Source organism: Azospirillum humicireducens (genome assembly GCF_001639105.2).
Lineage (GTDB): Bacteria > Pseudomonadota > Alphaproteobacteria > Azospirillales > Azospirillaceae > Azospirillum > Azospirillum humicireducens.
In genome coordinates this window covers 565,297-592,224 of the sequence record NZ_CP015285.1, presented here as the reverse complement: position 1 = coordinate 592,224, position 26,928 = coordinate 565,297, and the positions used below count along the sequence as shown (strand labels likewise).

Here is a 26,928-nt window from a genome sequence, read left to right as displayed (position 1 = left end):
AGTTTTTGGGACGATGAAGATCGGCGATCGGACGGTTCTCGTCTGCGACTGCGCGCACAGCATCGCACTGGACGGGGCAGCGCTGGGCAAGGCTTGCGGCGACGGCAGCGCCGTCACCGTGCACACCCAGCTGTGCCGGGCGCAGCTCGACCGCTTCGAGAAGGCGGTCGCCAACGGCCAGCCGCTGCTGGTCGCCTGCACGCAGGAGGCACCGCTGTTCAGCGAGGTCGCGGCGGAGGTGGCGCCGGACACCGCGCTGACCTTCACCAACATCCGCGAGCGCGCCGGCTGGTCGGACGAGGGCGCCCAGGCGCTGCCGAAGATCGCCGCGCTGCTGGCCGAGGCCGCCTTGCCGATCCCGCCGACCGGCGCCCTGACCCTGACCTCCCAGGGCACCTGCCTGGTCTACGGCACCGACGAGCGCGCCATCGAGGCCGGGCGGCAACTGGCGAAGCACCTGGACGTCACAATCCTGCTGTCCAACCCCAAGGACATCGCCCCGCCGCAGGTGATGGATGTCGCGATCTTCCGCGGCCGCATCCGCAGCGGGCGCGGCTGGGTCGGCGCCTTCGAGATCGTGGTGGACGACTATGCACCGGCATTGCCCTCCTCGCGCGGAACGCTGGGGTTCGAGCCGGTGCGGCAGGGGGCGTCGGCCCGCTGCGACCTGATCCTCGACCTGACCGGCGGCACGCCGCTGTTCCCCGACCACAAGCGCCGCGACGGCTACATCCGCCCCGATCCAGACAACGCGGTCCAGGTGGCCAACGCGCTGCTGGAGATCGCCGATCTGGTCGGCGAATTCGAGAAGCCGCGCTTCGTCGACTTCAAGGCCGACCTCTGCGCCCATTCGCGCAGCCGCAAAACCGGCTGCACCCGCTGCCTCGACGTCTGTCCGACCGGTGCGGTCACGCCCAACGGCGACCATGTGGCCATCGACCCGCATGTCTGCGCCGGCTGCGGGTCCTGCGCCGCAGTCTGCCCGACCGGGGCCGCCACCTATGCCCTGCCACCTGCAATCACCGTCTATGAGCGGCTGCGCACGCTGCTATCCACCTACCGGAAGGCCGGCGGCACCGCTCCGGCACTGCTGATCCACGACACGCGCCACGGCGACGAGCTGGTCGGAATGATGTCGCGCTATGGCCGCGGCCTGCCGGCCCGACTGCTGCCCTTCGCCCTGCACGAGGTGACGCAGGTCGGCATCGACCTGTTCGCGCTGGCGCTCGCCTATGGCTGCACCCATGTCCGCGTGCTGACCGGTCCGGGGAATGAGGGGGAGACCGCAGGGCTGGCCTCGCAGGTCGGGCTGGCGGAGGCCGCCTTCAGCGGGCTCGGCTACGGCTCCGGCCGGGTGGCGGTGATCGACGCCGCCGATCCGGACGCAGTGGCGGACGAACTGTGGGCCCTGCCGGCGGACCCGGTTGAGGCCGGGATGTTCCTGCCGATGGGACCGAAGCGCACGGTGACGATGCTGGCGCTGCGCCACCTGCACAAGGTCGCCCCCGCCCCGGTGGAGGTGCTGCCGCTGCCGCCGGGCGCCCCCTTCGGCCGGGTTTCGGTCGATGTGGAGGGCTGCACGCTCTGCCTGTCCTGCGTCGGCGCCTGTCCGACCGGTGCGCTGCTCGACAATGCCGACAAGCCGATGCTGTCCTTCGCCCAGGATGCCTGCGTGCAGTGCGGCCTGTGCAAGACCACCTGCCCGGAGAAGGTCATCTCGCTGGTGCCGGAGATCGACTTCCGCGACCGTGCGCGCGGTGCGGCGGTGATCAAGGAGGAGGAACCCTTCTGCTGCGTCTCCTGCGGCAAGCCCTTCGCCGCCAGGTCGGCGATCGAGAAGATCGTGACGGCGCTGGCGGGCAAGCATTCGATGTTCGCGACGCCGGAGGCCGCCAACCGCATCCGCATGTGCGAGGACTGCCGCGTCCGGGACCAGTTCGAGCGCGGCAACGAGCCTTTCGCCCTGGGCCGCCCGCCGGTGCCCCGCACCACCGACGACGACCTGCGCGAACGCGAGGAAGCCCAGCAGCACGCACAACTGGCGGCAGTGCGACAAAAGCTGATGTGACGCCAGGAACCCTTGATCGCCGTCAAAGTCGGCATACCGTGATGTGGAATACGCTCCTGCGATCGTTGCGCATCGTATGTGTAGCGAACATATACTGTGGCGGCCCGCCAGCGGCCGCCCGTGGAGTCCACCGATGATCGATCCTGTGTCCGAAGCCCAATCGCCAGCAGCCATCGCTCCGCTGATCGACCCGTTCGGCCGGAAGGTGGAGTATCTGCGCGTGTCGGTGACCGACCGTTGCGACCTTCGCTGCGTCTACTGCATGGCGGAGGACATGAGCTTCCTGCCCAAGGCGGAGGTTCTGACGCTGGAGGAGCTGGACCGGCTGTGCAGCGCCTTCGTCAAGCTCGGCACGCGCAAGCTGCGGCTGACCGGCGGCGAGCCGCTGGTGCGGCGCGACGTGATGCGGCTGATCCGCTCGCTCGGCCGCCACATCGAGTCGGGCGACCTGGACGAGCTGACGCTGACCACCAACGGCACCATGCTGTTCAAGCATGCCGACGGGCTCTACGAGGCGGGGGTGCGGCGCATCAACGTCTCGCTCGACACGCTGGACCCGCACAAGTTCCAGGCCATCACCCGCTGGGGCAAGCTCGACAAGATCCTGGGCGGCATCCAGGCGGCCAAGGACGCCGGGCTGAAGATCAAGATCAACACGGTGGCGCTGAAGGGCGTCAACGACGACGAGGTCCACCGGCTGGTGGCCTGGTGCGGCGAGCAGGGCTTCGACCTGACCTTCATCGAGGTGATGCCGATGGGCGACATCGGCGAAGGTGCCCGCATGGACCAGTATTGGCCGCTGACCATGCTGAAGGCCGAGCTGCAGAAGCGCTGGACGCTGACCGAGAGCGATCACCGCACCGGCGGCCCCGCCCGCTATGTGCGGGTGGAGGAGACCGGCCAGCGTGTCGGCTTCATCACGCCGCTGACCCACAATTTCTGCGAAAGCTGCAACCGCGTTCGGCTGACCTGCACCGGCACGCTCTACATGTGCCTTGGCCAGGAAGATGCCGCCGACCTGCGCACGCCGCTGCGCGTCAGCGACGAGGACGGTCCGCTGATCGACGCGGTGCGCGAGGCGATCACCCGCAAGCCCAAGGGTCACGACTTCATCATCGACCGCCGCCACCAGGGTCCGGCGGTGGGGCGGCATATGAGTGTGACAGGGGGCTGAGGCCGCCATGCCCCTGCCCTTCCTGACCGGCCTGCGCGTCATCGACCTCGGGCAGTATCTGCCGGGGCCGCATGCGGCCCAGCTTCTCGGCGACCTGGGCGCCACGGTGGTGAAGGTGGAGCCGCCGGCGGGCGATCCGCTGCGCCGGCTCGGTCCCACCGACAGCGACGGCACCACCGCCGCCTACAAGCTGCTGAACGCCGGCAAGACCGTCATCCGCCTCGACCTGAAATCGGCGGACGGGCGCAAGGCGCTGGAAGGGCTGCTGGAGAAGGCCGACGCGCTGATCGAGAGCTATCGGCCGGGCGTGATGGACAAGCTGGGGCTGGGGCGCGAACGGTTGCGGCGGCTCAATCCGCGTCTGGTCCATGCCAGCCTGTCGGGCTGGGGCTATGACGGCCCCTATGCCACGCGGGCCGGGCACGACTTGAACTACATGGCGGTCGGCGGCGGGCTCGATGCCTCCGGGCTGCCGGACCGGCCGGTCATCAGCTACCTGCCGGTCGCCGACTTCGCCTCGGCCCAGCAGACGGCGCTGGCGGTGGCCGGTGCTCTGTTCGGGCGGGAACGCTCGGGCCACGGCTGTTTCCTCGACCTGTCGATCATGGAAACGGTGCTGGGCTGGCAGGGGCTGAACCTGACCGCGGCGGCGCGCGGGACCATGCCGAAACGCGCCGAGGCGCTGCTGTCGGGCGGTGCCGCCTGCTACCGCATCTATCGCACCGCCGATGGCCGCTTCGCCACCCTGTCGGCGCTGGAACCCAAATTCTGGCATGGCTTCTGCGAGGCCGTCCGCCGCCCCGACTGGATCGCCCGCCAGGACGACCCGCTACCCCAGGCCGCCCTGACGGCGGAGCTGGAGGCGCTGTTCGCGACGCGGACCCTGGCGGAGTGGAAAGCCCTGCTCGACCCGGTCGATTGCTGTTTCGAGGCGTTGCCCGAGCTGGCGGAAATTCACGCCCACCCTCACGTCGCCGCGCGCGGGCAAGTCCGGGTCACGGACGGACCGGAACCGCTGGTGGAAACGCTGATGGGCCTGCGCGTCGACGGCGCCCCGCCGCCGGAGCGCGCGCCGTTGCGGGAAAGCGACGTCGCTGCGGTGCTGGCCGGCTGGAAGTAGCGCTCAGCCCTCCCGCCGGTAGGGCGACAACTCCTCGCCCAGCGCTTCGATCTCCGCCTCCACCGCAGGCCGCTCCTGAGCCAGATAGCGGTCCACCGCGCGGCGGAAACCGGGATCGGCGATCCAGTGGGCGCTGTAGGTCGGCACCGGCAGATAGCCGCGCTGGATCTTGTGTTCGCCCTGTGCCCCGGCCTCGACCCGCGCCAGTCCGCGGTCGATGGCGAAATCCAGCGCGCGGTAATAGCACGCCTCGAAATGCAGGAAGCGGTAGCGCCCGTCCGAACCCCAATTGCGGCCGTACAGCGCATCGTCGCCCAGCAGGTTCAGCGCCCCCGCCACCCACTCCCCGCCATCCTCGCACATCACCAGAACCACCCGGTCGGCCATCGTCTCGCCCAGCAGCTGGAAGAAGCGGCGGTTGAGATAGCCTCCGCCCCATTTGCGGTCGGTGGTGTCCAGATAGAAGCGGTGGAAAGCGTCCCAATGCTCCGGCTTCAGGTCGCCGCCGGTCAGGGTGTGCAGGCGGACACTGCTGTCCGCGACCTCGCGCCGCTCCTTGCGGATGGCCTTGCGCTTGCGGGAATTCAACGCATCGAGGAACTCCTCGAAGCTGCCATAGCCGCGGTTGTGCCAATGATACTGCACGCCGGTCCGCTGCAGCCAGCCGGCCCTGCCCAGCCGGTCCCAATCCGCGCGCTCCGGGAAGGTGACATGGGTGGAAGATACTCCGTAGCGCTCCGCCACCTGCTCCAGAGCCGCGATCAGCGCGTCGGCGACCGCATCGGCCTGCGGCCCCGGCGCCACCAGCAGCCGGGGACCCGGCACCGGCGTGAAGGGAACCGCCACCTGCAGCTTGGGGTAATAGCTGCCGCCCGCCCGCTCATAGGCATTGGCCCAGGCGTGGTCGAACACATATTCGCCGTAGGAATGGCTTTTCAGGTAGGCAGGCACCGCGCCCACCATCCGCCCGGACCCGTCATAGGCGGCAAGATGGCTGGGCTGCCAGCCGGATTTGCCGGCCGCCGACCCCGAATCCTCCAGCGCCAGGAGAAAGGCGTGGGACAGGAACGGGTTGCCGGGACCGGCGCAGGCGTCCCAGCCCTGCTGGTCCGCCTCGCCGATCCCGGTCAGAACCTTGACGGTGATCGCGTCGTTGCCGTCGGGCATGCATGCATCTCCCTGAACCGATGGCAAGGAGGTAAGCCTCATGTCGCGTTGCGGCAAGGCGCCGCCGTCAGGGCTGCCGTGAAGCGGATCAGGCCACTTCCAGGATCGCATCGACCTCGACCGCGACGTTGCCCGGCAGCGACGGAGCGCCGACCGCGGCACGGGCATGCTGGCCGGCCTCGCCGAAGATGTCGCGCATCAGTTCGGACGCGCCGTTGATCACCAGCGGGTGGTCGTGGAAGTCCGCTCCGGCGTTGACGAAGCCGCCCAGCCGCAGAACGCGGGTGACGCGGTCCAGGTCGCCGCCAAGCGCCGCCCTGGCCTGGGCCAGGATGTTCAACGCGCACAGGCGGGCGGCTTCCTTGCCCTGCTCCACCGTGAAGTCCTGGCCGACCTTGCCGACGAACTTGCGCTCGCCGTTCCAGACGGTCACCTGACCCGAGATGTAAAGGGTGTTGCCCGAACGGGTGTAGGGCACATAGGCCGCCACCGGGGCGGCGGCCTGCGGCAACTCGATGCCCAGTTCCGCCAGGCGCGCGTCGATCCGACCGGTCATGATGCTTCTCCCTTCCCTGCTTTGGCCAACAGCGGGCCATGCGTTCGATGTTTGGGACGTGGTTTGGAGCCCGACCATAGCCGTGCCGGCCGGGTGGTGGGAAGATTCTTGCCGCCCCCCGCATCGGCAGAACCGTCCGTCATCGGCAAAAGATTCCCGGAATCTTTTTCGGCCCCCCTTCCAGCCGGAGCCGGCCGAGCCCTGCCCTTTTTGCCGATCAGTTTTTAATAATCAATAAAATCAATAGCTTGCTGCATGGCATCGCAGTTGGCACGGCGCTTGAAACAGTGGTGTCAGGAAAACGCACGTTGCCTCGCCGGTCAAATGACCAAGGGCGGGGACAGCCTCAGAAGGAGACTAGGACCATGGCCGGAAATGTGACCCTGACCGCCTCGATGCGCACGAACCTGCTGCAGCTGCAGAACACGCAGTCGCAGATCGACAAGAAGCAGAACATCCTGTCGACGGGCAACAAGATCAATTCGGCTCTGGATGGTCCCACCTCCTTCTTCGCCGCCAAGGGCCTGAACCAGCGTGCCGGCGACCTGTCCTCGCTGAAGGACGCGATGGGTCAGTCGATCAGCACCATTCAGGCCGCCGACAAGGGCCTGACCTCGATCGACTCGCTGGTCGACCAGGCCAAGGGCCTGACCACCGCGGCCTACGCCGCCCTGGGCAACGACGCCGCCTCGGTCGCCACCCGCAAATCGCTGGCCTCCCAGTTCAACACGCTGAAGAACCAGATCGACAAGCTGGCCGCCGACAGCGGCTATCAGGGCAAGAACCTGATCAACGGCAACGGCATGAGCATGGACAGCACCAGCGAGTCCCGTGCCGCCGTCAACACCATCGTCGGCGTCGACAATGCCCGCGTCACCAACGTCATCGCCCCCGACACCTATGCGATCCGCATCAAAGGCGACGGTTCGGTCGAAGGCAAGGCTGCCGACATCGCCAAGGCGGAGAACGCGCACGGCTTCGTCGGTCTGAAGCTGTCGGGCACGATGTCCAACACGCTGGGCAGCTTCTCCGACGTCCAGATCGAAGTCCGCGGCGCCAACGGCCGCACCCGCGACTTCATCGTGACCGACGGCAATGAGAGCCGCACGATCTCCTACTTCGACAACACGCAGACGACCAGCACCAGCCTGCAACGGGCCGGCACCTCAAGTGTCGCCCAGATCTCCACGGTGAACGTCAGCGGCACCATCGAGGAAGGCGACATCTTCTCGATCACCGTCGAAGGCCAGACCTTCAGCTACACCGCCACCTCGGGCGACGTCGCCACCGGCCAGACCGCCTCCGTCAACGTCGCGACCCGGCTGGCGAACTCGATCAACACCGCCATCTCCGGCGGCCGCCTGCAGGGCAAGGACGTCGCCTCCGTCGCGCTCGGCTCCAGCGGCACGATCCAACTGACCGGTGCCGCGCCGGGTGGCACGACCCGCGACTTCACCGTGACCTCCAGCACGACCAACGCGCTGACCAAGAAGATCTCGGAGAGCTTCGCGTCGGGCACGGTGGTGACCTTCACCGTCGACCGCAAGCTGCTGGAATCGGCGAACAACCAGGGCAACGGCGTCTCGGTCATCGAAAAGAAGGTCGATCTGCAGATCCAGGTCACCAACTCCAACGGCGCCCAGGTCACCCGCGATGCCATGAACGCCCGCGGCGATGGCAAGCTGAGCGGCGGCGAACAGTCCTTCACCTTCGACAGCGGCACCGTGCGCCTGGCCATCGACGAGAAGACCATCAAGCAGGCGGCCTCGGCCAACTGCTCGGCCAACATCGTCACCAAGCAGATTTCCGACGCCAACACGTCGAACGACATCACGGTCCAGCTGAACGAGCGCAACACCAACTCGATCACCGTGACCGCGGTCAACCTGTCGACCAGCGGCCAGGGTCTGAAGCTGGACGGCGCTCAGAATGACTGGATGGACCGCGCCGACATCGACAAGGCGGTCGCCGGTCTCGACAACGCCAAGTCGACGATCCGCTCCGCCTCGCAGCAGCTGTCGACCAACCTGAACATCATCACGACCCGCGAGAGCTTCACCAAGGAGTTCAGCGACGTGCTGACGGAAGGCGCCAGCAAGCTGACGCTGGCCGACCAGAACGAGGAAGGCGCCAGCCTGCTGATGCTGCAGACCCGTCAGCAGCTCGGCACCATCGCCCTCTCGCTCGCCAACCAGTCGCAGCAGTCGATCCTGCGTCTGTTCTAAGCCGCACCAAGGACGGACACACGAAAAGGGGCGCCCCCGCCGGGGCGCCCCTTTTCGATTCGACATCCCGGACCTTGCCGATGCGCCTTTCCAGGACGCCTCGTCAGCGCCGGCGCAGCACCTGCTCGATCAGGGCGCGGGCATCGGCGGCCAGCGCGGCCCTGCCCTCGGGACGTGTGTACATCATGTGGCCGCCCGGATGCACCGTCACCGCCACCCGATCGCGCCCGCCCGGCGGCAGCTCCAGTCTGGACGCCACCCAGCGTGACGCCATGTAGGGGGTGATCAGATCGGTGCGGCCATGCACGATCAGCACCCGCAGCGCCGGCTGCAGGGTCAGCGCCGTCTGCAAGGCGTCGACGGCGCTCGGCACCGACATCCGCGGCCATTCCCAACTCCGGTTCACACGGTCGCTCAGCAGCCGGTAGGGCACGTCGGTCCGCACCCCCAGGGCGTCATGGACATAGGCGGCGAAGGCCGTGCTGTAGGTCGGCACCGTGCCCTTCAGGAAGGGATCGAACGGAATGCGGGCCGCTCCCGGATCGGGATCGGTCGCGGTGAAGGTGCCGTCATAGATGCTGAGGATGCGCCCCTGGTCGCGCAGAAGTTCGCGCGTGAAGACGCCCATCGGCACACGTCCGCGCTGTCGCCGCACGATCTCCACCGGCAGACCGGTGATGCCCGCCACCTCGGCGAAGACGTCCTGCCCTGCATCGAGCCGGCCATAGTCCAGCCCGGCCAGGCCGGTGAGGTAGGGACCGAGTGCGAAACGCTCCGCCGCTTCGGCCGCCTGTTCCGGCGTTCCAGTTCTGCGCCCCAGCGCGGCGGCGGCGGCGGCCATCGACGGCAGCTTCCACGCCGGGCCGAGGATGCCGTCCTCGTCGATGGCGGCGAAATCGACCACGGGCGAGACCAGGATCAGCCCGTTCACCGCAAGCCCGACCTGATCGATCAGCTCGTCGGCCATCTTGGCGATGCGGAATCCGCCATAGCTCTCCCCGGCCAGGAAGGTGGGGGACGACCAGCGGCCCTGGCGGGTCAGCCAGAGCCGGACGATCTCGGCCATCGCCCGCGCATCGCCGTCCACCGACAACAGGCGCTTCTCCGTCTCGTCGGGCTTCACCGCCCGGCTGAAACCCGTCCCGACCGGATCGACGAAGACCAGATCGGTGAAGGCCAGCCAGCTGTCGGGATTGTCGACGAGCGCGGCGGGCGGCGGCGGCAGGGTGCCGTCGGCCCCGAAGGCGACCACCTTCGGTCCCGCCGCACCCAGATGCATGTAGGCCGACGCGGCACCCGGTCCGCCATTGAAGACGAAGGTCACCGGCCGCGGCCCATCCGCCGGGCTTCTCGGTTCGGCAATGTAGGACACCGTGAAGATGCGGGCCGCCAACTCCTCCCTGGCACCGTCGCGCAGCGGCAGGAACTCCGCCGTCGCACCATAGGCCAGCGCCCCTCCCGGAAGCGGCAGGCTGTGCCGGGTTACGCTGCGCTGCGGATCGAAGCCTTGCAGGTCGTCCGTCTTGCGATCCTCCGGCTTACGCTCGTCTGGCTTACGCTCGTCTGGCTTGCGCTCGTCTGCCCGGGCGCCCGGCTTGGCGGCATCCGCCGCTTCGCTCCTATCCTGGGCCGGGGCGGAAGCGGGCGCGACCGGCGCCAGAAGGGCCGGCAGAAACGCCAGCACCAGTCCGGCGGATGGGGACCGGAGCCGCCGCGGCGGCCGGACGGACTGGGATGGGGGCGGCATCGACGGATCCAAGACGGAAACTCCCGAACGGTTGCTGGCCCGCCGCATATTGCGGCCACCACTCCGATCCGCAACCCGCCCCATGCCGGCGAAATGTTGGCGGCAGGCTTGTCAAAAGCGCTCTGCCCCAGGTCTCCCGCCTACCGAAAATTTAATCTCTTTCGGGTAGGTTTGGCTCCTTGCCCACCGGGCCATATTCGACGGGATGCGCCGACATGTTCCTTTCCCGGCACGCCACGATCCGCACGAGGCTGTTCCTCGGCTTCGGCGTGGTGCTTCTTCTCCTTATCAGCCTGACCATCATCGGGGTCCGGGAGGTGCGGAAGATCGATGCCGACCTTACCCGGATCAACGAGGTGAACAGCGTCAAGCAGCGCTACGCCATCAATTTCCGCGGCAGCGTGCATGACCGTGCCATCGCGCTGCGCGACGTGGTGCTGGCCACGGATCAGGCGACCCTGTCGGCGGCGCTTGCCGACATCGACCGGCTTGCCGCCTTCTACGAACAATCCGCCAAGCCGCTCGACGCCATGTTCACGAGCATGTCCGACATCGAGCCGGAGGAGCGGTCGCTGCTTGCAGCCATCAAGGAGATCGAGGCCAAGGGACTGCCGGCGCTCAAGGCGGTCGTCGCCGCCCGCAAGGCGAACGACATGGCCGGCGCGCAGAAGGCGCTGATGCAGGACGCCCGCCCTGCATTCACCGAATGGCTGAAGCGCATCAACGCCTTCATCGACCTGCAGGAGCACAAGAACCAGCAGGTTGCCGCGCGCGCGCGCGTGGTCGCCAGCGGCTTCCAGACGCTGATGCTGTCGCTGTGCGGCGCCGCCCTGCTGATGGCCGCCGGCTTCGGGCTGTGGACGGTGGCGGCCCTTCGTCCGCTGCGCCGGCTGACCGACGCGATGCTGACGCTGGCGAGAGGCGACCTGACCGTGACGGTGCCGGCGTCCGAGTCCAAGGACGAGATCGGGCAGATCACCGGCGCCGTCGAGGTGTTCAAGTCCAATGCGGTCGAGGCCGACGCCTTCCGCCGCCGGCAGGCCGAGACGGAGCAGGCCGCCGAGGAGCGCAAGCGGGCAGAGATGGCGGCACTGGCCGACCGGTTCGAGAGCCAGGTGAAGGGCGTGGTCGACAGCGTCTCCACCTCCTCGACCGAGGTGCGGACGCTGGCGCAGTCGCTGGCGACCACCGCCGACCACACCGAGACCCAGGCGACCACCGTCGCCGCCGCGTCCGAACAGGCGTCGGTCAATGTCCAGACCGTCGCCGCCGCGGCCGAGGAGCTGGCGGCCTCCATCGCCGAGATCGGCCGGCAGATCGGTGAGAGCAGCCGCAAGGCCAAGCACGCGGCCGATCAGGCGGACGGCACCAACCGCATCGTCGACGGTCTGTCGGCAAAGGCGAACCAGATCGGCGACGTGGTGAACCTGATCAGCTCCATCGCCGGGCAGACCAACCTGCTGGCGCTGAACGCCACCATCGAGGCCGCCCGCGCCGGCGAGGCTGGCAAGGGCTTCGCCGTGGTGGCGAGCGAGGTAAAGAGCCTCGCCAACCAGACCGCCAAGGCGACCGGCGACATCTCGCAGCAGATCGCGGAGATCCAGACCGCGACCGCCGATGCGGTGCAGGCGATCCAGAGCATCGCGGCGACGATCGGCGAGGTGAACGACATCGTCGGCACCATCGCCCAGGCGGTCGACGGCCAGAACGCCGCCACCATGGAGATCGCCCGCAATGTCCAGCAGGCGGCGGCGGGCACCAACGAGGTCTCCTCCTCGATCGGCGGCGTCCTCCAGGCGGCTTCGGAGACTGGCAGCGGTGCCGCGCGCCTGCTTTCCTCCTCCGGCGAGTTGTCGAAGCAGGCGGAGCTGCTGCGCAGCCAGGTCGACCGCTTCCTGGGCAGCGTTCGCGGCACGGTCTGATCGATGGTGCGCGAGCGGCCGGGCGCTCGCGCAACATCCCGAAAAACCCCTATGGAGAAACACACATAAAATTGCCTATGATGAACGGATGATACGCCAAACCCGTTTTGTGCACCAATGAAGGGTTGTGCGAATGTCCGTTCTGACACTGTCCCGAAAACTCTCTTTGCTGCCTTTGTCCTTCGCTCTGGCTTTGCTGATCGTGGGGGGCGTCGGCATTTCGGCGCTCTGGGTGGTCGAGAGAGCGAACGATCAGGTTCTGACCACGGGGGAAGCCCTGGCCAATCACCAGACCGGCGACATGATGCACGACGCCCTGCGCGCGGACGTGCTCGCCGCCCTGCTGGTCGGGCCGGACGGAACCGAGACGGACCGGGAGGAGGTGCGCAAGGAGCTGAAGGACCATGCCGAGACCTTCCGGGAGGTGCTGAACGCCAACCGGCGCCTTGTCCTCAGCCCGGCCATCGGCAGCGGATTGACCGAGCTGCGCGGCCCGATGGAGGAGTATATCCGCGGGGCGGAAAGGCTGGTCGACCTGGCACTGCGCGACGTGGTGAAGGCGAAGGCCGAGCTTCCCGCCTTCCTGGAGCTTTTCCACCAGTTGGAGGACCGCAACGACGCCCTGTCCACCATGATCCGCGCGGAAAACCAGTCCAACAGCAGCGCATCCGACAGCTCGACGATCGCCGCCTATGTGCTGATCGGCACGGTGACCGCGCTGGCCATCACCGGTTCGGCGATCATGGCGCTGGCGATCAGCCGCTCCATCGCCCGCCCGCTCGACCGCGCGGCCGATGGAATCGCCGGGATCGGGCAAGGGCGGCGCGACATCGCCCTGCATCATCCGGTGGATGACGCCATCGGCCGCGTCACCGCCGCCGTGATGCTGATGCAGAGCCAGGCGGCCGATCTCGACCGCCGCCGGGCGGAGGAGGAGGAGCGGCAGGCCAGGGATCTGTGCAAACTCGCCACCCTGGGCGAGGCGACCGACCGGTTCACCCACCAGACCGAGACCATCCTGCGCGGCCTGGGCGCTACCAGCGAGCAACTGCAATCCACCGCCGGCACCATGTCCGAGGATGCCGGACGCGCGGCGGACGAGATCGGCGACCTGCGCGGGCACGCGGACACCGCCACCCGCATCGTGCGCGATGCCGCGGCCGGCGCCGACGGGTTGGGAGGCCTGATCGACGAGGTCGGCCGCCACAGCGGGCAGGCCACCCGGATGACGGCCGACGCCGTCCGGCAAACCGGCGAGGCGGCGCACCGGGTCAGGGACCTTGCCGACGCGTCGCGGCGGATCGGCGACGTGGTCGGTCTGATCAACTCCATCGCCAGCCAGACCAACCTGCTGGCGTTGAACGCCACCATCGAGGCGGCCCGCGCCGGCGAGGCCGGCAAGGGCTTCGCCGTCGTCGCCAACGAAGTGAAGACTCTCGCCGGCCAGACCGCCCGCGCCACCGAGGACATCCAGAGCCAGATCGCCGGCATCCAGGCCATCGTCGACGACGCGGTCCATGCCATGGAGGGGGTGTCGAGCACCGTGGAGGCGGTTCGCGACAGCGGGGCGGCCATCGCCGACTCGGTGTCGCGCCAGTCGGACGCGGCGCGGGGCATCCTGCGAGCGATGAATGACGGCTCGGGCGCGGTGACGGCGATCTCCGGCAAGCTGGCCGGCGTTCACGACACCATCGTCGGCACCGACCGCACCGCCGGCGAACTGGCCGCCGTCGCGACCGAGCTGCGCCGGGAGATGGAACGGCTGCGGACGGAGGTCGACAGTTATATCCTCAGCGTGCGGACCGCCTGAGCACGGCGGCGCGGGGCACCGCCGCGGGGGATCGTCGGGAATTGCGAATCGCGCCCTCCCCCGCTACACAGGGCGGCGATCACCGTTTTCCCGGAGCCCCCGTCATGTCGTCCCTGCCCGATCAGGCCACCATCGCCGCCACCGCGGCCAAGATCCTGCTGGAGATCAAGGCGCTGCACTTCAACGCCGAGACGCCCTTCATCTTCACCTCGGGTTGGGCCAGCCCGGTCTACACCGACTGCCGCCGCATCGTGTCCTTCCCGCGCGCCCGCAAGGCGCTGATGGATTTCGCCGTCGCCACGATCGAGCGCGAGATCGGCTATGAGGCCATCGACGCGGTGGCAGGCGGCGAGACCGCCGGCATTCCCTTCGCCGCCTGGATCGCCGACCGGCTGGAACTGCCGATGCAGTATGTGCGCAAGAAACCCAAGGGCTTCGGCCGCAACGCCCAGATCGAAGGATTGCTGACCGAGGGGCAGCGCGTCCTGCTGGTCGAGGATCTGGCGACCGACGGCAAGAGCAAGGAGAACTTCGTCACCGCGCTGCGCAACGGCGGCGCCCAGGTGACCGACACCTTCGTCATCTTCCACTACGGCATCTTCCCGCAGTCGAAGGTCAACATGGACGCCATCGGCGTGCGCCTGCACGCGCTGTGCACCTGGTGGGACGTGCTGAAGGTCGCCCGCGACAACCGCTATTTCGACGAGAATACCCTGTCCGAGGTCGAGAAATTCCTGAACGACCCGGTCGGCTGGTCGTCGGCCCATGGCGGCAAGTCGAGCATGTGATCGCTGGCGGGGGTGGCGACAGCCGCCCCCGTCCCCTCTATGGAGCGCCGTCAGCGGCGGCGAACGTAAAAGGCGTCGCCCCAGCTGTGATGAAAGGGGCTGATCTCTTCCACCCGGTCATAGCCATGGGGGAACAGCAGATCGTCGATGTCGGCGATCCGGCCGCAGCCCTCGTAAAGCTCGGCATAGTTCACCTCCACGGATACGGCGTCGAAACGCCCGAGCAGGGCACCGCAGCCGGCCAGGATCATCCGCTCCGCCCCCTGGGTGTCGATGGCCAGCACGTTGTAGCCGCCGGCATCGATGGCGAATTCCCTCAGCAGGTCGGGCAGAGGAGCCGCATCGACCTCGATGGTGCCGGTCAACGTGATGCCGGGATAGACGTCCAGATGCTCCTTCGGGGGCAGCAGCGAGCTGGACTGGCTGCCGCTCATTCGCGAGAAGGGAAGCCGTCCGGCACGATCCGACACCGCGCGGTTGATGCAGGTGACGTCCGGATTTCCGGCAAAGCGCGGCGCAAGCCGGGCATAGGTGTCCGGATCGGCCTCCACGAACAGAATCCGGCGGCAGCCGGCCTCGACATACTGCGTGTATTCCTCGCCCTCATGCGCACCGATATGGACGATCCCGCGTGGGACGACGCCATAGCATGGAAACAGCTCCGAATAGCGGAACATCGACCGGTCGCGGGTGAACAGCCGCTGCCAGTTGCGTGGAGCCACCGCAAGATAGGTGCAGGCAGTCTCGTCCGCGGGCGCAAGCTGTCTACAGGCGCGTCGCTCATGCTTGTCCCGCTTTCAATTGACCGGTCCTTCGGCCGGAATCGATCTCAAAGTCCGCTATCTGCCAAAAGACAAGCCACCTCATGTACCGCCCCCCTCACCCGCCCCCGGAGGCGCCGTGCGCGGCGTCGGCCGCCTCCTGCTCCGGCCGTGGACGATGATTGAACCTGACGCGGACGATTTCCCAACGCCCCTGCGCCCCTGCGGTGCCGTCCGCACAGGGGCGGCGGTCCAGCAGGTCGAAGGACAGGGTGGACAGCCCGTCGCCCGCCGGAATCTTGCCGCCGGACCAAAGCTCCTGAAAGACACGGCGGTTGACCAGGGAAATGGGAGACGGCGCCGCATCCGGTGTGAAGCCGTCATTGTCGTGGTCGAGCGGCTGGAAACGCCCCTTGCGCCGGCCGGTCGGGATGCGGCGCGCCCGGATGCGCAGCGAGAAATCGAAATCTTCGTAGCCCCAGCCCCAGAAGGCGTTGGAATAGCCGTCGACCTGCCGCATCACCGCGTTCGGCATCAACAGTGCGCCGCCCATCGTGCTTTCCAGGTTGGTCGTCACCGTGCGGTCCGACCGTCCCGGTGCGACCGGCCTCTGCTCGGCCCCGTACCACAGGATCGGAGTGGGGCAGTCGGCCCAGGAATAGTCGGCATCGACCGGCAGGTAATCGACGTCGTGCAGACAGGTGTAGTCGGTCCATTCCTCGCCCAGCAGAAAGCCGGCATTCTTCAGGGCGCCCCGGTTGAAGGGAAGCCCGGCCTCCTGCTCCACGATGGTCACGCGATAATCGATCCGTGGGACCAGCCGGTCGAAATAGGCGCTCACCCGCGGAACGAACTGCCGGAGATGGCTTTCGCGATCCCGGTAGGGGACGACGATGTGGAGCCGCTTGCCTGCGTTGTCGCCGGTCGTCATCTGGCCTCCCCTTCTCCCTGTATGGCGGATTTCGGACCGCCGGTGTCGCCGGCCGCGATGGTGATCGGCCTTGGCGCACCGCCGCCCTGACGAATGTCCCACATCGCCCGGTAGGCCGCCTCCAGATGGCGGGTGAAGCGCGGCGTGTCGAACAGCGGGCAGTCCGGCCGGTTGCGCGCCAGCCGCTGCCGCAGGTCGCGGAGCCGGTCGGGCGAGCGGGCGAGGTCCACCGCCGCGGTCTCATACGCCTCCTGATCGTCGACGATCAGGTCGGGCAGTCCGGCCGCCCGCAGCAGGCTGGCCGCCACCCGTCCGGCGAAGGTCGTGCCGCGCCGCGTCAGCACCGGCAGGCCCGCCCACAGGGCGTCGCTGGCCGTGGTGTGGGCGTTGTAGGGAAGAGTGTCGAGGAACAGGTCGGCCAGCCGGTGCCGCGCCAGATGCTCGGCATGGGGCAAGGGCTTGGCGAAGACGAGCCGATTGGACTCGAGACCGCGGGCCTCGCCCTCGCGGCGCAGGTTGGCGATCACCTGGGGATTCCCTGCATAAAGCCACAGCACACTGCCCGGAACCGCCGCCAGGATTCGCGCCCAGCCATCGAACAGGGCGGGAGTCAGCTTGTAGGCGCTGTTGAAGCAGCAGAAGACGAAGCCGTCGGCCGGCAGTCCGCAATCCGCGCGCGTCGGCGTGGCTTCGGCAATGGAGCGCCGGCGGTCGTTGGGCTGGTAGCAGTCCGGCAGCCGCACCACCCGCTCGGTGAAGTTCCTCTCCTCGCCCGGAGCGATCACCGTGGGATCGGCGACGATGTAGTCGACATACTCCGCCCCCAACGTGCCCGGATAGCCCAGCCAATTGACCTGCACCGGGGCCGGGCGCGCCGCCAGGATCGAGGTGCGCGAGAAGGTGGTGAAACCGGTCAGGTCGACCAGGATGTCGATGCCGTCCGCCGTGATCGCCTGCGCCGCATCGGCGTCGGTATGGCGGCGCAGCTCGACGAAGCGCTCGATCCCCCGCTCGAACCGCCGGCGCAGTGCACTGCCGTCGTCGATGCCGGTCGAATAGGCGGTGATGGCGAAATGGGAGCGATCATGCGTCTCCAGGGCATCGACCATCAGGTGGCCCATGGCATGCTCGCGGAAATCCGCCGACAGATAGCCGATCCGCAGGCGCCCGTCGCGCACGACCGCAGCCGGCCGGGCCACCGGAACGGCACCGCGGGCCTTCGCCGCCGCCCATCGGGCCGCAGCCGACTGCTGATCGGCCAGGGTCGAAGCGCAGGACAGGACATCGAAGGGCGACACACCCTCCGCCCCCGCGCGAACGCGCCGGAGGAGCGCTTCCTCCAGCCGGTCCAGATCGCGCCAGTAGCACACAAGCCTCTGCTGGTGGACGAGCTGGCCCAAGGCCGCGGCATGGTCCGGAACCAGCCGCAGCACCCGGCGGCAGGCGTCCACCGATACCGAGCTCCAGCCGGCCATCGCGGCGGCCATCGCCAGATCGGCATGGACATCCGGCTCTCCGGGGCCGAGGGCGACGGCCTTGCGCAGGACGGCGACGGCGGCATCGGGACGGACAGCCTCGGCCAGCACGCCGCCCAGCCGCCGCCACGCCTCGCCATTGTCCGGCTGGCGGGCCAGCAGAGCCATGAGAACCGCCAGCGCACCGTCGGCATCGCGCAGGCTCGACAGCAGCAGCGCCAGATTGATCTCGGCCACCGGGAAATCGGGCTGCAGGTCCAGCGCGGCGCGGTAATGGGCCACGGCATCGCGCAGGCGGCCGAGGTCCCGCAGGGCATTGGCGAGATTGTTGCGTGCCGCCGGGTCGGACGGCTCCAGCCGGACCGCGGCAGAGGCCGCGCGCCATGCCTCCTCCCGCCGCTCCCCCGCACGGGCGGCGTTGCCCAGCGCCAGCCAGTTCCGTGCGCTTGCCGGATCGAGCGCCACCGCAAGACGGCCGGCGGCGAACGCCTCGGCGGAACGGCCGGCGGCGTCGAGCAGTCCGGTCAGGTTGTGCCAGTTGTCCGCATCCTGGGGGGCGAAGCCGACCGCCTTGCGGAGTGCGGCCTCCGCCTCGACACCCTGCCCCATCCGGTGAAGCACCACCCCCAGCTTGGACCAGGCCGCCGCATCTGCAGGATCGAGCCGCGCAGCCTCGCGGTGGGCGGCAGCGGCCTCCGCGAAACGACCGAGATCCTGCAGGGCGACGCCGAGGTTGTTGTGGACCTCCCCAAGGTGGGAATGGGTGGCCAGCACCTGGCGGTAATGGGGCTCGGCATCCTGCGGGCGGCCTTGCCGGTGGAGCGCCAGCGCAAGCCCGTAATGGGCATCGACCGAGGCCGGGGCGACCCGCAGCGCCGCCGCATAGACCGCCGCCGTCGCATCCCAGCGGGCCATGGCGGCCATGGCGGCGCCGAAATCGAGATAGACCTCCAGGTCCTTGGCGATGGAGAGCGACTTCTGGAACAGGATCACCGCCTCGCGCGGGCGGCCCAGCCGCAATTCGACCATACCCAGCCGGTGCAAGGCCCTTGGATTCTGCGGCTCGGCCTGCAGAACTTCGAGGTAGCGGGCCCTCGCCTCCTCGAGATTGCCGCTGTTTTCCGCGGCCACGGCGCGGGTGAAGCTGGTCATGCGCTGCCGATCGCTACTGACGGTTGACGGGGATGGGTCCGGCTCGTTGTCTGCCATAGCCGGCCCTAGGCGCGCCAGCGCGTGTGTTCCAGGATGCGGGGAATCTCGGCCGGACGGCGGCCGTCCCCCCATTGCGAGATGTCGGGGATTGCGGTCACGCCGTGGCGGCGGCCAAGCAGGCTGAGAATGCTCTGGTCATGGCGATGGTCGCGGAACTCCGGATAGTTCGGCAGGCCGCATTCGTTGGGCGCGTCGGTGATCAGCCGGGCGTCCTGGGCATAGCGCAGCCACTGGGACACGAAGTCCATGCTTTCCGGCCCGCGTTCGCAAACGATGAAGCTGGCGAGGATCTGCGGCGCGTCGGTGAAGGCCGGCCGGTCCTGCCCCATGAAATGAAAGCAGTCGCGCTTCGTCCAGGCCCGGTTGCTGTGATGGTCATCCAGCGTGAACAGCAGGACCGGCAGATCGCGCCGCTGACGGCAGAGTTCGATCACGGGCTCGGCGTTGTGGACGAAATGGGCTCCGCTGTCGCTATAGAACAGGATGTCGCCGTCCTGCAAATGCTTGCGCAGCATGAGGTCGATGAAATAGGGCTTCCACAGCCAATAGCCGGCCCCGCGCGGCTGCTCCAGGATATGCCGGTTGCGGGCGGCGAATGCGGCATCGATGCGGCCCCGCCCCATCATCGCCACCTCGTCGAAGCCGCCGACCTCCAGCCCGGTCCTGCCGTTGTATTTCTGGGCCGTGGTGAAGGCACCGTCGGCATAGTTCAGCAGCACCCGCTTCATCGCCCGCTCCCCCGCCACCGCAAGGCGGCTTTTCCACACGCGTCGCTCACAGGCGGCTTTCGATCCATTCGGCCAGCCGGTAGGCATCGAAGTAGAAATCCTCCGTGCCGAGGAAGGGTGCCGTGCTGCGGTAGCGGCGGTAGGTGTCGTAATCGTCGTCGACAGCCAGGATGGCGTCGATCGCCTCCTCGTCGGAGGAATAGTGCGACATGTCGATGAAGCTGCCGGCGGCGACATCGCGCAACACGCCGGGATCCCCCCAATAGAGCGGCACCGCGCCGGCCTGGAAGGCGTCGAGGATCTTCTCGGTCAGATAGCCGGGATACGAGGCATTCTCGAAGGCGAAGGCGAAGCGGTAGCGGGAGAAGACCCGGATCTTCGGCAGCCAGCCCATCTTGACGACGCTGCCGGTGTTGTTCAGCAGCCAGCCCACCGACTCCACATGGCGCCGGGCGCAGAGCCTCTGGAAGAAGTCGTTGCGGCGGGCGCAGTTGGGATTCTTGTAGAGGAAGGCGCAGAACTTCCGCTTGGCCGCCTCCTCCCGCGTCGGCGGCACCGGCGGCAGGACCGGATGGCAGAAATGCGGCGTCGCCCCCTCGCGCCTGTGCTCCCAGGCATGCATGACATAGAGCGGCAAACGGAAATGCCGGGGATCGTCGATGCGGTCGAACGACACCGACATGTCGACGCCGTCGAGCGGGGGACGCACATTCTCGCCGGTGAAGAACAGCGACCGGGCCGTCCGCGCCTCGCGATGGCGGGTGCCGAACACCGACACGATGGCGAGGTCGCAGTCGTTCTCGACGACGGAAAGGTCGAAGCGGCTCGACAGGATCTCGACGAAGAAATTCGTGGAGGGATCGAACTCCGGCCAGAAGTCGAAGAAGGCGATCTTCAGCCGAGGCCGGATGCTGCGGCTACCGTGGTCCGGTCCGTACAGGAGGAATCGGTCGAGAGTCGCGGGATCCCCGTTGGCGGAAGCGAGATATTCGGCCAGGAAATCGCTTGTCCGTGGATCGATCATGCCCGCCGATGCCCTTACGCGTGCCGCGAACTTCCCTGTGCCGGATACCCCGGCGGTGACACCCTAGATTTGCGGCACTCCCATGACCAGCGGATTTTTCGGACCCTGCCGCGCTCCGCAGCGGCGTGAGCCGTCCTTGACCGCACCGCACACGCCGCTAATATCCCGCGCCATGGACGTCTCACTGCGGATCCCGATGATGTGCGCTCCGGCGCATCGCGCGCGAATTACCGGCCCGGCTCTCTGAGGAGGGCCGGGATAGAGACCTGCTGTGTTCCGGGCGGCGCCACGGCCAGTCCTGCCGGCCGCCGCCCGACGGTGATGCTTTCCCCCAGGGATCCGATATGACCCGCGATTACAAATCGACCGTCTTCCTGCCCCGCACCGACTTCCCCATGCGCGGCGGCCTGCCGACGAAGGAGCCCGAGCTGCTGAAGCGCTGGGCCGAAATGGACCTGTTCGGCAAGCTGCGCGCCGGCGCCAAGGGCCGCAAGAAGTTCGTTCTGCATGACGGCCCTCCCTATGCCAACGGCAACATCCACATCGGCCACGCCGTCAACAAGATCCTGAAGGACGTCATCGTCCGCTTCCGCCAGATGCAGGGCTTCGACGCCGACTATGTCCCAGGCTGGGACTGCCACGGCCTGCCCATCGAATGGAAGATCGAGGAGAAGTACCGCAAGGCCGGCAAGAACAAGGATGACGTGCCGATCATCCAGTTCCGCGCCGAATGCCGCCAGTTCGCCGAGGAGTGGGTCGGCATCCAGGCCGCCGAGTTCCGCCGGCTGGGCGTGGAGGGCGACTGGAAGCAACCCTACGCCACCATGACCTTCCCGGCCGAGGCGCAGATCGTCCGCGAGATCCACAAGTTCGCGCTGAACGGCGGCCTCTACAAGGGCTTCAAGCCGGTCATGTGGTCGGTGGTGGAGAAGACCGCGCTGGCCGACGCCGAGGTCGAATACCACGACCACACCTCCACCACCGTTTTCGCCCGCTTCCCCGTCTGGGGCTCCGCGGCGCCGGAGGTGGACGAGGCCAGCATCGTCATCTGGACGACCACCCCCTGGACCCTGCCGGGCAACCGCGCCATCGCCTATGGCGACGAGATCGAATACGCGACCTTCAAGGTCACGGCGGTCGCCGATGGAGCCAAGGCGGTGGTCGGTGAACGCCTCGTGCTCGCCACCGCGCTGGCCGAGAGCGTGGCTCAGGAGACCGGCATCACCGAGTGGAAGCAGCTGCACCGCTTCCCCGGCTCGCGGCTCGCAGGCACCTATTGCCGTCACCCGCTGAACGGCAAGGGCTACGACTTCAAGGTGCCGCTGCTGGCCGGCGACTTCGTGACGACCGACGCCGGTTCGGGCTTCGTCCATATCGCCCCCGGCCATGGCGAGGACGACTTCCGCCTGGGCCAGGCCAACGGCATCGAGGTGCCGCAGACGGTGGGCGAGGACGGGCGCTATTACGCCCATGTCCCGCTGTTCGCCGGTCTCGCCGTCTACACCGACCAGGGCAAGCCCGGCCCTGCCAACAAGGCGGTGCTGGAGGCGTTCGGGGAGGTCGGGTCGCTGCTGGCCAGCAACCGGATCAAGCACAGCTATCCGCACAGCTGGCGCTCCAAGGCGCCGCTGATCTTCCGCACCACGCCGCAGTGGTTCATCTCGATGGAGACGAACGACCTGCGCAAGGTGGCGCTGCAGGCGATCTCCGACACCCGCTGGGTCCCGTCGCAGGGCGAGAACCGCATCCGCTCGATGATCGAGAGCCGTCCGGACTGGTGCATCAGCCGCCAGCGCGCCTGGGGCGTACCGATCGCCCTGTTCGTCCGCAAGGCGACCGGCGAGGTTCTGCGTGACGAGGCGGTGTTCGCCCGCATCGCCGACATCTTCCAGCAGGAGGGCGCCGACGCCTGGTTCGCCCGCGACCCGCAGGATTTCCTCGGCAACGGCTATGCCGCCGAGGATTTCGAGCAGGTCCGCGACATCGTCGACGTCTGGTTCGAGTCGGGCTCCTCCCACGCCTTCGTGCTGGAACAGCGGCTGGAGGAGCTGGCCTGGCCGGCCGACCTCTATCTGGAAGGCTCCGACCAGCATCGCGGCTGGTTCCACTCCTCGCTGCTGGAAAGCTGCGGCACGCGCGGCCGGGCGCCCTACAATGCGGTGCTGACCCACGGCTTCGTGCTCGACGAGCAGGGCCGCAAGATGTCCAAGTCGCTGGGCAACGTGGTGGCCCCGCAGGAGGTCTGCGACCAGTATGGCGCCGACATCCTGCGGCTGTGGATCATCAACTCCGACTATTCGGAGGATCTGCGCATCGGCAAGGAGATCATCAAGACCCAGGCCGACCTCTACCGCCGCCTGCGCAACACGCTGCGCTACCTGCTGGGCGCGCTCGCCGACTACAGCCCGGCCGAGCGGATCGACGCCGCCGAGATGCCGGAGCTGGAACGCTGGGTCCTGCACCGCCTGTCGGAGCTGGACGCGCTGGTGCGCGAGAAGGTGGAGGCCTACGACTTCCATGCCCTGTTCGTCGCCCTGCACAACTTCTGCGCCGTGGAGTTGTCGGCCTTCTACTTCGATGTCCGCAAGGACAGCCTCTATTGTGACGCGGTCGATTCGGTGCGCCGCCGGTCGGTGCGGACGGTGATGGAGCATCTGTTCTCCACCCTGACCGCCTGGCTCGCCCCGATTCTCTGCTTTACTGCGGAAGAGGCGTGGCTGGCGCGCCCCGAGGGTCTGACGCAGGGTCTCGGCTGGACCGAGGAAAGCGTGCATCTGCGCGGCTTCCCGGAAGTGCCGGCCGAGTGGCGCGACGACGCGCTGGCATCCAAATGGGAGACGGTGCGCAACGTCCGCCGAGTCGTCACCGGCGCGCTGGAGCTTGAGCGCGCCAACAAGACCATCGGCTCGTCGCTGCAGGCCGACCCGACCGTCCATGTCGATGCTTCCACCAAGGCCCTGCTGGCCGATGTCGATTTTCAGGACGTCTGCATCACCTCGGCCATCGAGGTGACGGACGCGGCGGCGCCGGAGGGGGCCTTCACCCTGCCGGACGTTCCCGGCATCGCCGTCGCCCCGGCGCTTGCCGACGGCGAGAAGTGCGAACGCTGCTGGAAGGTCCTGGAGGAGGTCGGTACGGTCGAAGACCACCCGACGCTCTGCGTCCGCTGCGCCGACGCGGTGGCATGAGGCCGGCACGGCATCACCCCCACCCTAACCCTCCCCCGTTGGACGGGGGAGGGAACTCCGCCGCCCGACGACCAATCCCCCTCCCCCGCCCAGCGGGGGAGGGTCGGGGGCAGGGGGCGGCAGCTTCCGGAGTTCACATGAACGCCTTCGTCGCCAACCAATCCCGTTCCTACTGGCTGTTCGGTCTGATCGTCGCCGTGGTGGTGGTGGTGCTCGACCAGGGCAGCAAATGGTGGATCCTCGAACATGTCATGCAGCCGGTGCCGCATGTCATCGAGGTGACGTCCTTCTTCAACCTCGTGCTGGTTTGGAACTACGGCGTCAGCTTCGGCACCTTCGCCAGCGGCGGGGCGCTGATGCCCTATGTCCTGAGCGCAATCGCGGCGGTGATCGCAGTCTGCCTCGTCCTGTGGATGCGGCAGGCCGAAAGCCGGCTGGCGGCTTTGGCGCTTGGCTTCATCATCGGCGGCGCGGTCGGCAACGTGGCCGACCGGCTTCTGCACGGGGCGGTGGTCGACTTCCTCGATTTCCATTACGCCGGCTGGCATTTCTGGGCCTTCAACGTGGCCGACAGCGGAATCAGCGTCGGCGTGGTCCTGCTGCTGATCGACGGACTGTTCGCGGACCGCGAAAAGTCGTAAGAGTTCCGTCGCCGGTGGCGTTATAACCGCCGGCGAGCGCTGACCATGCGGCCTCGACCTCCGGGCCGGGTCGCTACGACGTGACAGACGACGGGATCCTCCGAACGTGACCAGCATCTCCTCCGCCCTCTCCTTCCCCCGGACTCGGCTTCCTCTGCTTGGGCTGGCGCTTGCGGCGTTGACGCTCGCCGGCTGCTCGGATGTTCGCCGCTCCATCGGTCTCGACCGCCAGAGCCCCGACGAATTCTCCGTCGTTTCCCGCGCTCCGCTGACCCTGCCGCCCAGCCTGCAGGACCTGCCGAAGCCCCGTCCCGGCGCCGCCCGTCCGCAGGACAGCACGCCGACCCAGATGGCCGCCGGTGCCGTCTTCGGCGGCTCCGCGCGCGGCGCCAAGGCGGCGGCCGGCTCGACCGCAGGCGAGAAGTCGCTGGTCGCCCAGGCCGCGGCGCGTGACGGCATCGACCCCAACATCCGCACCAAGGTCGATCAGGAAACCACCCAGCTGATCATCGCCGACAAGAGCTGGATCGACTCGCTGCTGTTCTGGCAGACGCAGGAGCCGCCTCTTTCCGTGGTCGATCCGGCCAAGGAACAGCAGCGTCTGCGCGAGGCCCAGGCCCAGGGCAAGTCGGTGGACGGTTCCGCCACCCCGACGATCGAGCGCAAGCGCAAGGCTCCGCTGGAAGGCCTGTTCTAAGCGGGTTCCTTCACCGCCCCGGCCCGTGTGACCAGACGGTTCAAACCTTGTCCCGGGCGCGACATCACACCAGTTTCGGGGGGCGTCCTTCCCAGCGAAGGACGCCCCTTTCGATTCGGACCTCCTGATCCGGGAGCCCCCATGCCCGCCTACTTCCCAGCCCGCCGCCTCGCCGCGGCCGGATTCCTGGCGCTGACGATGACCGTCGCCGCCCCCCTGATGCCGGCGCCGATTGCCGCGCCGCCCGCCCTTGCGGCGGAAAAGGGGGTGTTCTTCCCCGAAAGCTTCACCCTGTCGAACGGCATGCAGGTGGTGGTCGTCCCCAACCACCGCGTCCCGGTCGTGACCCACATGGTCTGGTACAAGGTGGGGGCCGCCGACGAGGAGCGCGGCCAGTCCGGCATCGCCCATTTCCTGGAACACCTGATGTTCAAGGGGACGGAGCAGATTCCGCCCGGCGAGTTCAGCCGCATCGTCGCCAAGAATGGCGGACGCGACAACGCCTTCACCAGCTACGATTACACCGCCTATTACCAGAACGTCGCCCGCGACCGGCTGGAGATGGTGATGCGGATGGAGGCCGACCGAATGGCCAACCTGAAGCTGACCGACGCGGTGGTCTATCCCGAACGCGACGTCATCATCGAAGAGCGGCGCCAGCGCGTCGAGAACGAGCCGGCCGACCGCATCGGCGAGCAGATCAACGCCACCATGTTCGTCCACCACCCCTACGGCACCCCGGTGATCGGCTGGCCGCAGGAGATGTCGGCGCTGACGCGCGAGATGGCGGAGCGCTTCTACAAGACCTGGTACACGCCCAACAACGCCATCCTGGTGGTGTCCGGCGACGTCACCGCGGCGGAGCTGAAGCCGCTGGCGGAGCGCTATTACGGCGCCATCCCCGCCCGTCCGGTGCCGGAACGCAAGCGGGTGAGCGAACCGCCGATGAGCGCCGCGCGGCAGGTGGTCCTGCGTGACGAGGAGGTGCGGCAGCCGTCGGTGCGCCGGACCTGGATCGCGCCGTCCTACCGGGTCGATCCTGACGGTCAGGCCTACGCGCTGCAGGTGCTGGCAGAGATCATGAGCGGCGGCACCACCTCCCGCCTCTACCGCAGCCTGGTGGTGGACCAGAAGGTGGCGACCTCGGCATGGCTCGGCTATGGAGCGACCGCCTGGGACATGGCGACGCTCAGCGTCGGTGCCAGCCCGGCCGCCGGGGTGCCGATGGACAAGCTGGAATCGGCGCTGTGGGCCGAGATCGACAAGCTGCTGAAATCCGGCGTGACGGAGGAGGAGGTCGCCACCGCCCGCAAGCGCATGCTGGCCGCCGCGGCCTATGCCCGCGACAGCCTGACCGGCCCGGCCCAGACGCTGGGCGCGGCGCTCGCCACAGGCCAGAGCCTGGACGATGTGGAAAGCTGGCCGGTGCGCATCGACGCCGTCACCGCCGATCGGGTCAACGCCGCCGCCCGCGCCGTGCTGAGCCAGACCAACCACGTCACCGGCCTGCTGCTGCCCCCGACCGGAAAGGACAGTTGAGGATGAGCATACTCCATTTCCATCGACTTTCTTCCCCCTCTCCCCCCCGCTCACGCGCAAACTTCGTTTGCGCTGACGCGGCAGGCGGACCTTTGGTCCGCCGAGAGCGGGGAGAGGGTCGGGGTGAGGGGGATGCACTGCGTGGCTTTTCCCGA

The 26,928-nt window shown here is 68.1% G+C and carries 19 protein-coding genes; 11 read left to right on the top strand and 8 right to left on the bottom strand.

The window, feature by feature from the left end; all coding sequences use genetic code 11:
• Window positions 1–13 precede the first annotated feature (13 nt).
• The 3 genes from A6A40_RS02660 (at window position 14) to A6A40_RS02650 (ending at window position 4,362) form a co-directional block, all read left to right on the top strand.
• Window positions 14–2,068, top strand: a complete 2,055-nt coding sequence (locus A6A40_RS02660; RefSeq protein WP_063633988.1) for a 4Fe-4S dicluster domain-containing protein — start codon at window positions 14–16, stop codon at window positions 2,066–2,068.
• A 133-nt stretch (window positions 2,069–2,201) separates the two neighbouring features.
• Window positions 2,202–3,242 (top strand): GTP 3',8-cyclase MoaA, encoded by a 1,041-nt coding sequence (moaA, locus tag A6A40_RS02655; protein ID WP_063633987.1) that lies wholly within the window; start codon window positions 2,202–2,204, stop codon window positions 3,240–3,242.
• Between the two features lie 7 nt (window positions 3,243–3,249).
• On the top strand, window positions 3,250–4,362 hold the full coding sequence (locus A6A40_RS02650; protein ID WP_063633986.1) for a CaiB/BaiF CoA transferase family protein: 1,113 nt from the start codon (window positions 3,250–3,252) through the stop codon (window positions 4,360–4,362).
• A gap of 3 nt (window positions 4,363–4,365) precedes the next feature.
• Here the strand turns inward: A6A40_RS02650 and A6A40_RS02645 are convergent, their stop codons facing one another.
• Both A6A40_RS02645 and A6A40_RS02640 read right to left on the bottom strand, forming a co-directional pair.
• Window positions 4,366–5,529, bottom strand: a complete 1,164-nt coding sequence (locus A6A40_RS02645; protein WP_063633985.1) for a GNAT family N-acetyltransferase — start codon at window positions 5,527–5,529, stop codon at window positions 4,366–4,368.
• 88 nt (window positions 5,530–5,617) lie between these two features.
• Window positions 5,618–6,085 carry a RidA family protein gene (locus tag A6A40_RS02640; RefSeq protein WP_063633984.1) on the bottom strand — a complete coding sequence of 156 codons (468 nt, stop codon included), beginning with the start codon at window positions 6,083–6,085 and terminating at the stop codon, window positions 5,618–5,620.
• 365 nt (window positions 6,086–6,450) lie between these two features.
• Here A6A40_RS02640 and A6A40_RS02635 point away from each other — a divergent pair, with 365 nt between their 5' ends.
• Window positions 6,451–8,310: a flagellin N-terminal helical domain-containing protein gene (locus A6A40_RS02635; RefSeq protein WP_063633983.1), complete on the top strand. Its 1,860-nt coding sequence runs from the start codon at window positions 6,451–6,453 to the stop codon at window positions 8,308–8,310.
• A gap of 103 nt (window positions 8,311–8,413) precedes the next feature.
• Here A6A40_RS02635 and A6A40_RS02630 read toward each other — a convergent pair whose 3' ends face one another.
• Entirely contained in the window at window positions 8,414–10,057 is a 1,644-nt protein-coding gene (locus A6A40_RS02630; RefSeq protein WP_236783709.1) for a S10 family peptidase, read from the bottom strand.
• 215 nt (window positions 10,058–10,272) lie between these two features.
• Here A6A40_RS02630 and A6A40_RS02625 point away from each other — a divergent pair, with 215 nt between their 5' ends.
• From A6A40_RS02625 to A6A40_RS02615, 3 genes are all read left to right on the top strand, one after another.
• A complete protein-coding gene (locus A6A40_RS02625) occupies window positions 10,273–11,979 on the top strand; it encodes a methyl-accepting chemotaxis protein (protein ID WP_063633981.1) in 1,707 nt (568 codons plus the stop codon).
• A 133-nt stretch (window positions 11,980–12,112) separates the two neighbouring features.
• Window positions 12,113–13,789, top strand: coding sequence for a methyl-accepting chemotaxis protein (locus A6A40_RS02620; RefSeq protein ID WP_082860699.1), 1,677 nt, complete (start codon window positions 12,113–12,115; stop codon window positions 13,787–13,789).
• 104 nt (window positions 13,790–13,893) lie between these two features.
• The gene (locus A6A40_RS02615; protein ID WP_063633979.1) at window positions 13,894–14,577 is read left to right on the top strand and encodes an orotate phosphoribosyltransferase; all 684 of its coding nucleotides are present in this window, start codon (window positions 13,894–13,896) and stop codon (window positions 14,575–14,577) included.
• Window positions 14,578–14,627: 50 nt separating this feature from the next.
• Here the strand turns inward: A6A40_RS02615 and A6A40_RS02610 are convergent, their stop codons facing one another.
• The 5 genes from A6A40_RS02610 to A6A40_RS02590 form a co-directional block, all read right to left on the bottom strand.
• Window positions 14,628–15,299, bottom strand: a complete 672-nt coding sequence (locus tag A6A40_RS02610) for an FkbM family methyltransferase (RefSeq protein WP_236783708.1) — start codon at window positions 15,297–15,299, stop codon at window positions 14,628–14,630.
• Between the two features lie 157 nt (window positions 15,300–15,456).
• Window positions 15,457–16,269, bottom strand: coding sequence for a galactosyltransferase-related protein (locus A6A40_RS02605; protein ID WP_063633978.1), 813 nt, complete (start codon window positions 16,267–16,269; stop codon window positions 15,457–15,459).
• Entirely contained in the window at window positions 16,266–18,896 is a 2,631-nt protein-coding gene (locus A6A40_RS02600) for a tetratricopeptide repeat protein (protein WP_063633977.1), read from the bottom strand. Before A6A40_RS02600 ends, A6A40_RS02605 begins: the two co-directional genes overlap by 4 nt.
• A 65-nt stretch (window positions 18,897–18,961) precedes the next feature.
• The gene (locus tag A6A40_RS02595; protein WP_236783707.1) at window positions 18,962–19,723 is read right to left on the bottom strand and encodes a hypothetical protein; all 762 of its coding nucleotides are present in this window, start codon (window positions 19,721–19,723) and stop codon (window positions 18,962–18,964) included.
• 7 nt (window positions 19,724–19,730) lie between these two features.
• A complete protein-coding gene (locus tag A6A40_RS02590; RefSeq protein ID WP_063633975.1) occupies window positions 19,731–20,708 on the bottom strand; it encodes a glycosyltransferase family 10 domain-containing protein in 978 nt (325 codons plus the stop codon).
• Window positions 20,709–21,052: 344 nt separating this feature from the next.
• Between A6A40_RS02590 and ileS the strand changes: the two genes are divergently transcribed.
• The 4 genes from ileS to A6A40_RS02570 all read left to right on the top strand — a co-directional run bounded on the left by ileS (window position 21,053) and on the right by A6A40_RS02570 (window position 26,773).
• Window positions 21,053–23,896 carry an isoleucine--tRNA ligase gene (ileS, locus tag A6A40_RS02585; protein WP_063633974.1) on the top strand — a complete coding sequence of 948 codons (2,844 nt, stop codon included), beginning with the start codon at window positions 21,053–21,055 and terminating at the stop codon, window positions 23,894–23,896.
• Between the two features lie 137 nt (window positions 23,897–24,033).
• Window positions 24,034–24,537 (top strand): signal peptidase II, encoded by a 504-nt coding sequence (gene lspA, locus A6A40_RS02580; RefSeq protein ID WP_063633973.1) that lies wholly within the window; start codon window positions 24,034–24,036, stop codon window positions 24,535–24,537.
• Between the two features lie 106 nt (window positions 24,538–24,643).
• On the top strand, window positions 24,644–25,234 hold the full coding sequence (locus tag A6A40_RS02575; protein ID WP_082860698.1) for a DUF3035 domain-containing protein: 591 nt from the start codon (window positions 24,644–24,646) through the stop codon (window positions 25,232–25,234).
• A gap of 141 nt (window positions 25,235–25,375) precedes the next feature.
• The gene (locus A6A40_RS02570) at window positions 25,376–26,773 is read left to right on the top strand and encodes a M16 family metallopeptidase (RefSeq protein WP_063633972.1); all 1,398 of its coding nucleotides are present in this window, start codon (window positions 25,376–25,378) and stop codon (window positions 26,771–26,773) included.
• Window positions 26,774–26,928: the final 155 nt, after the last annotated feature.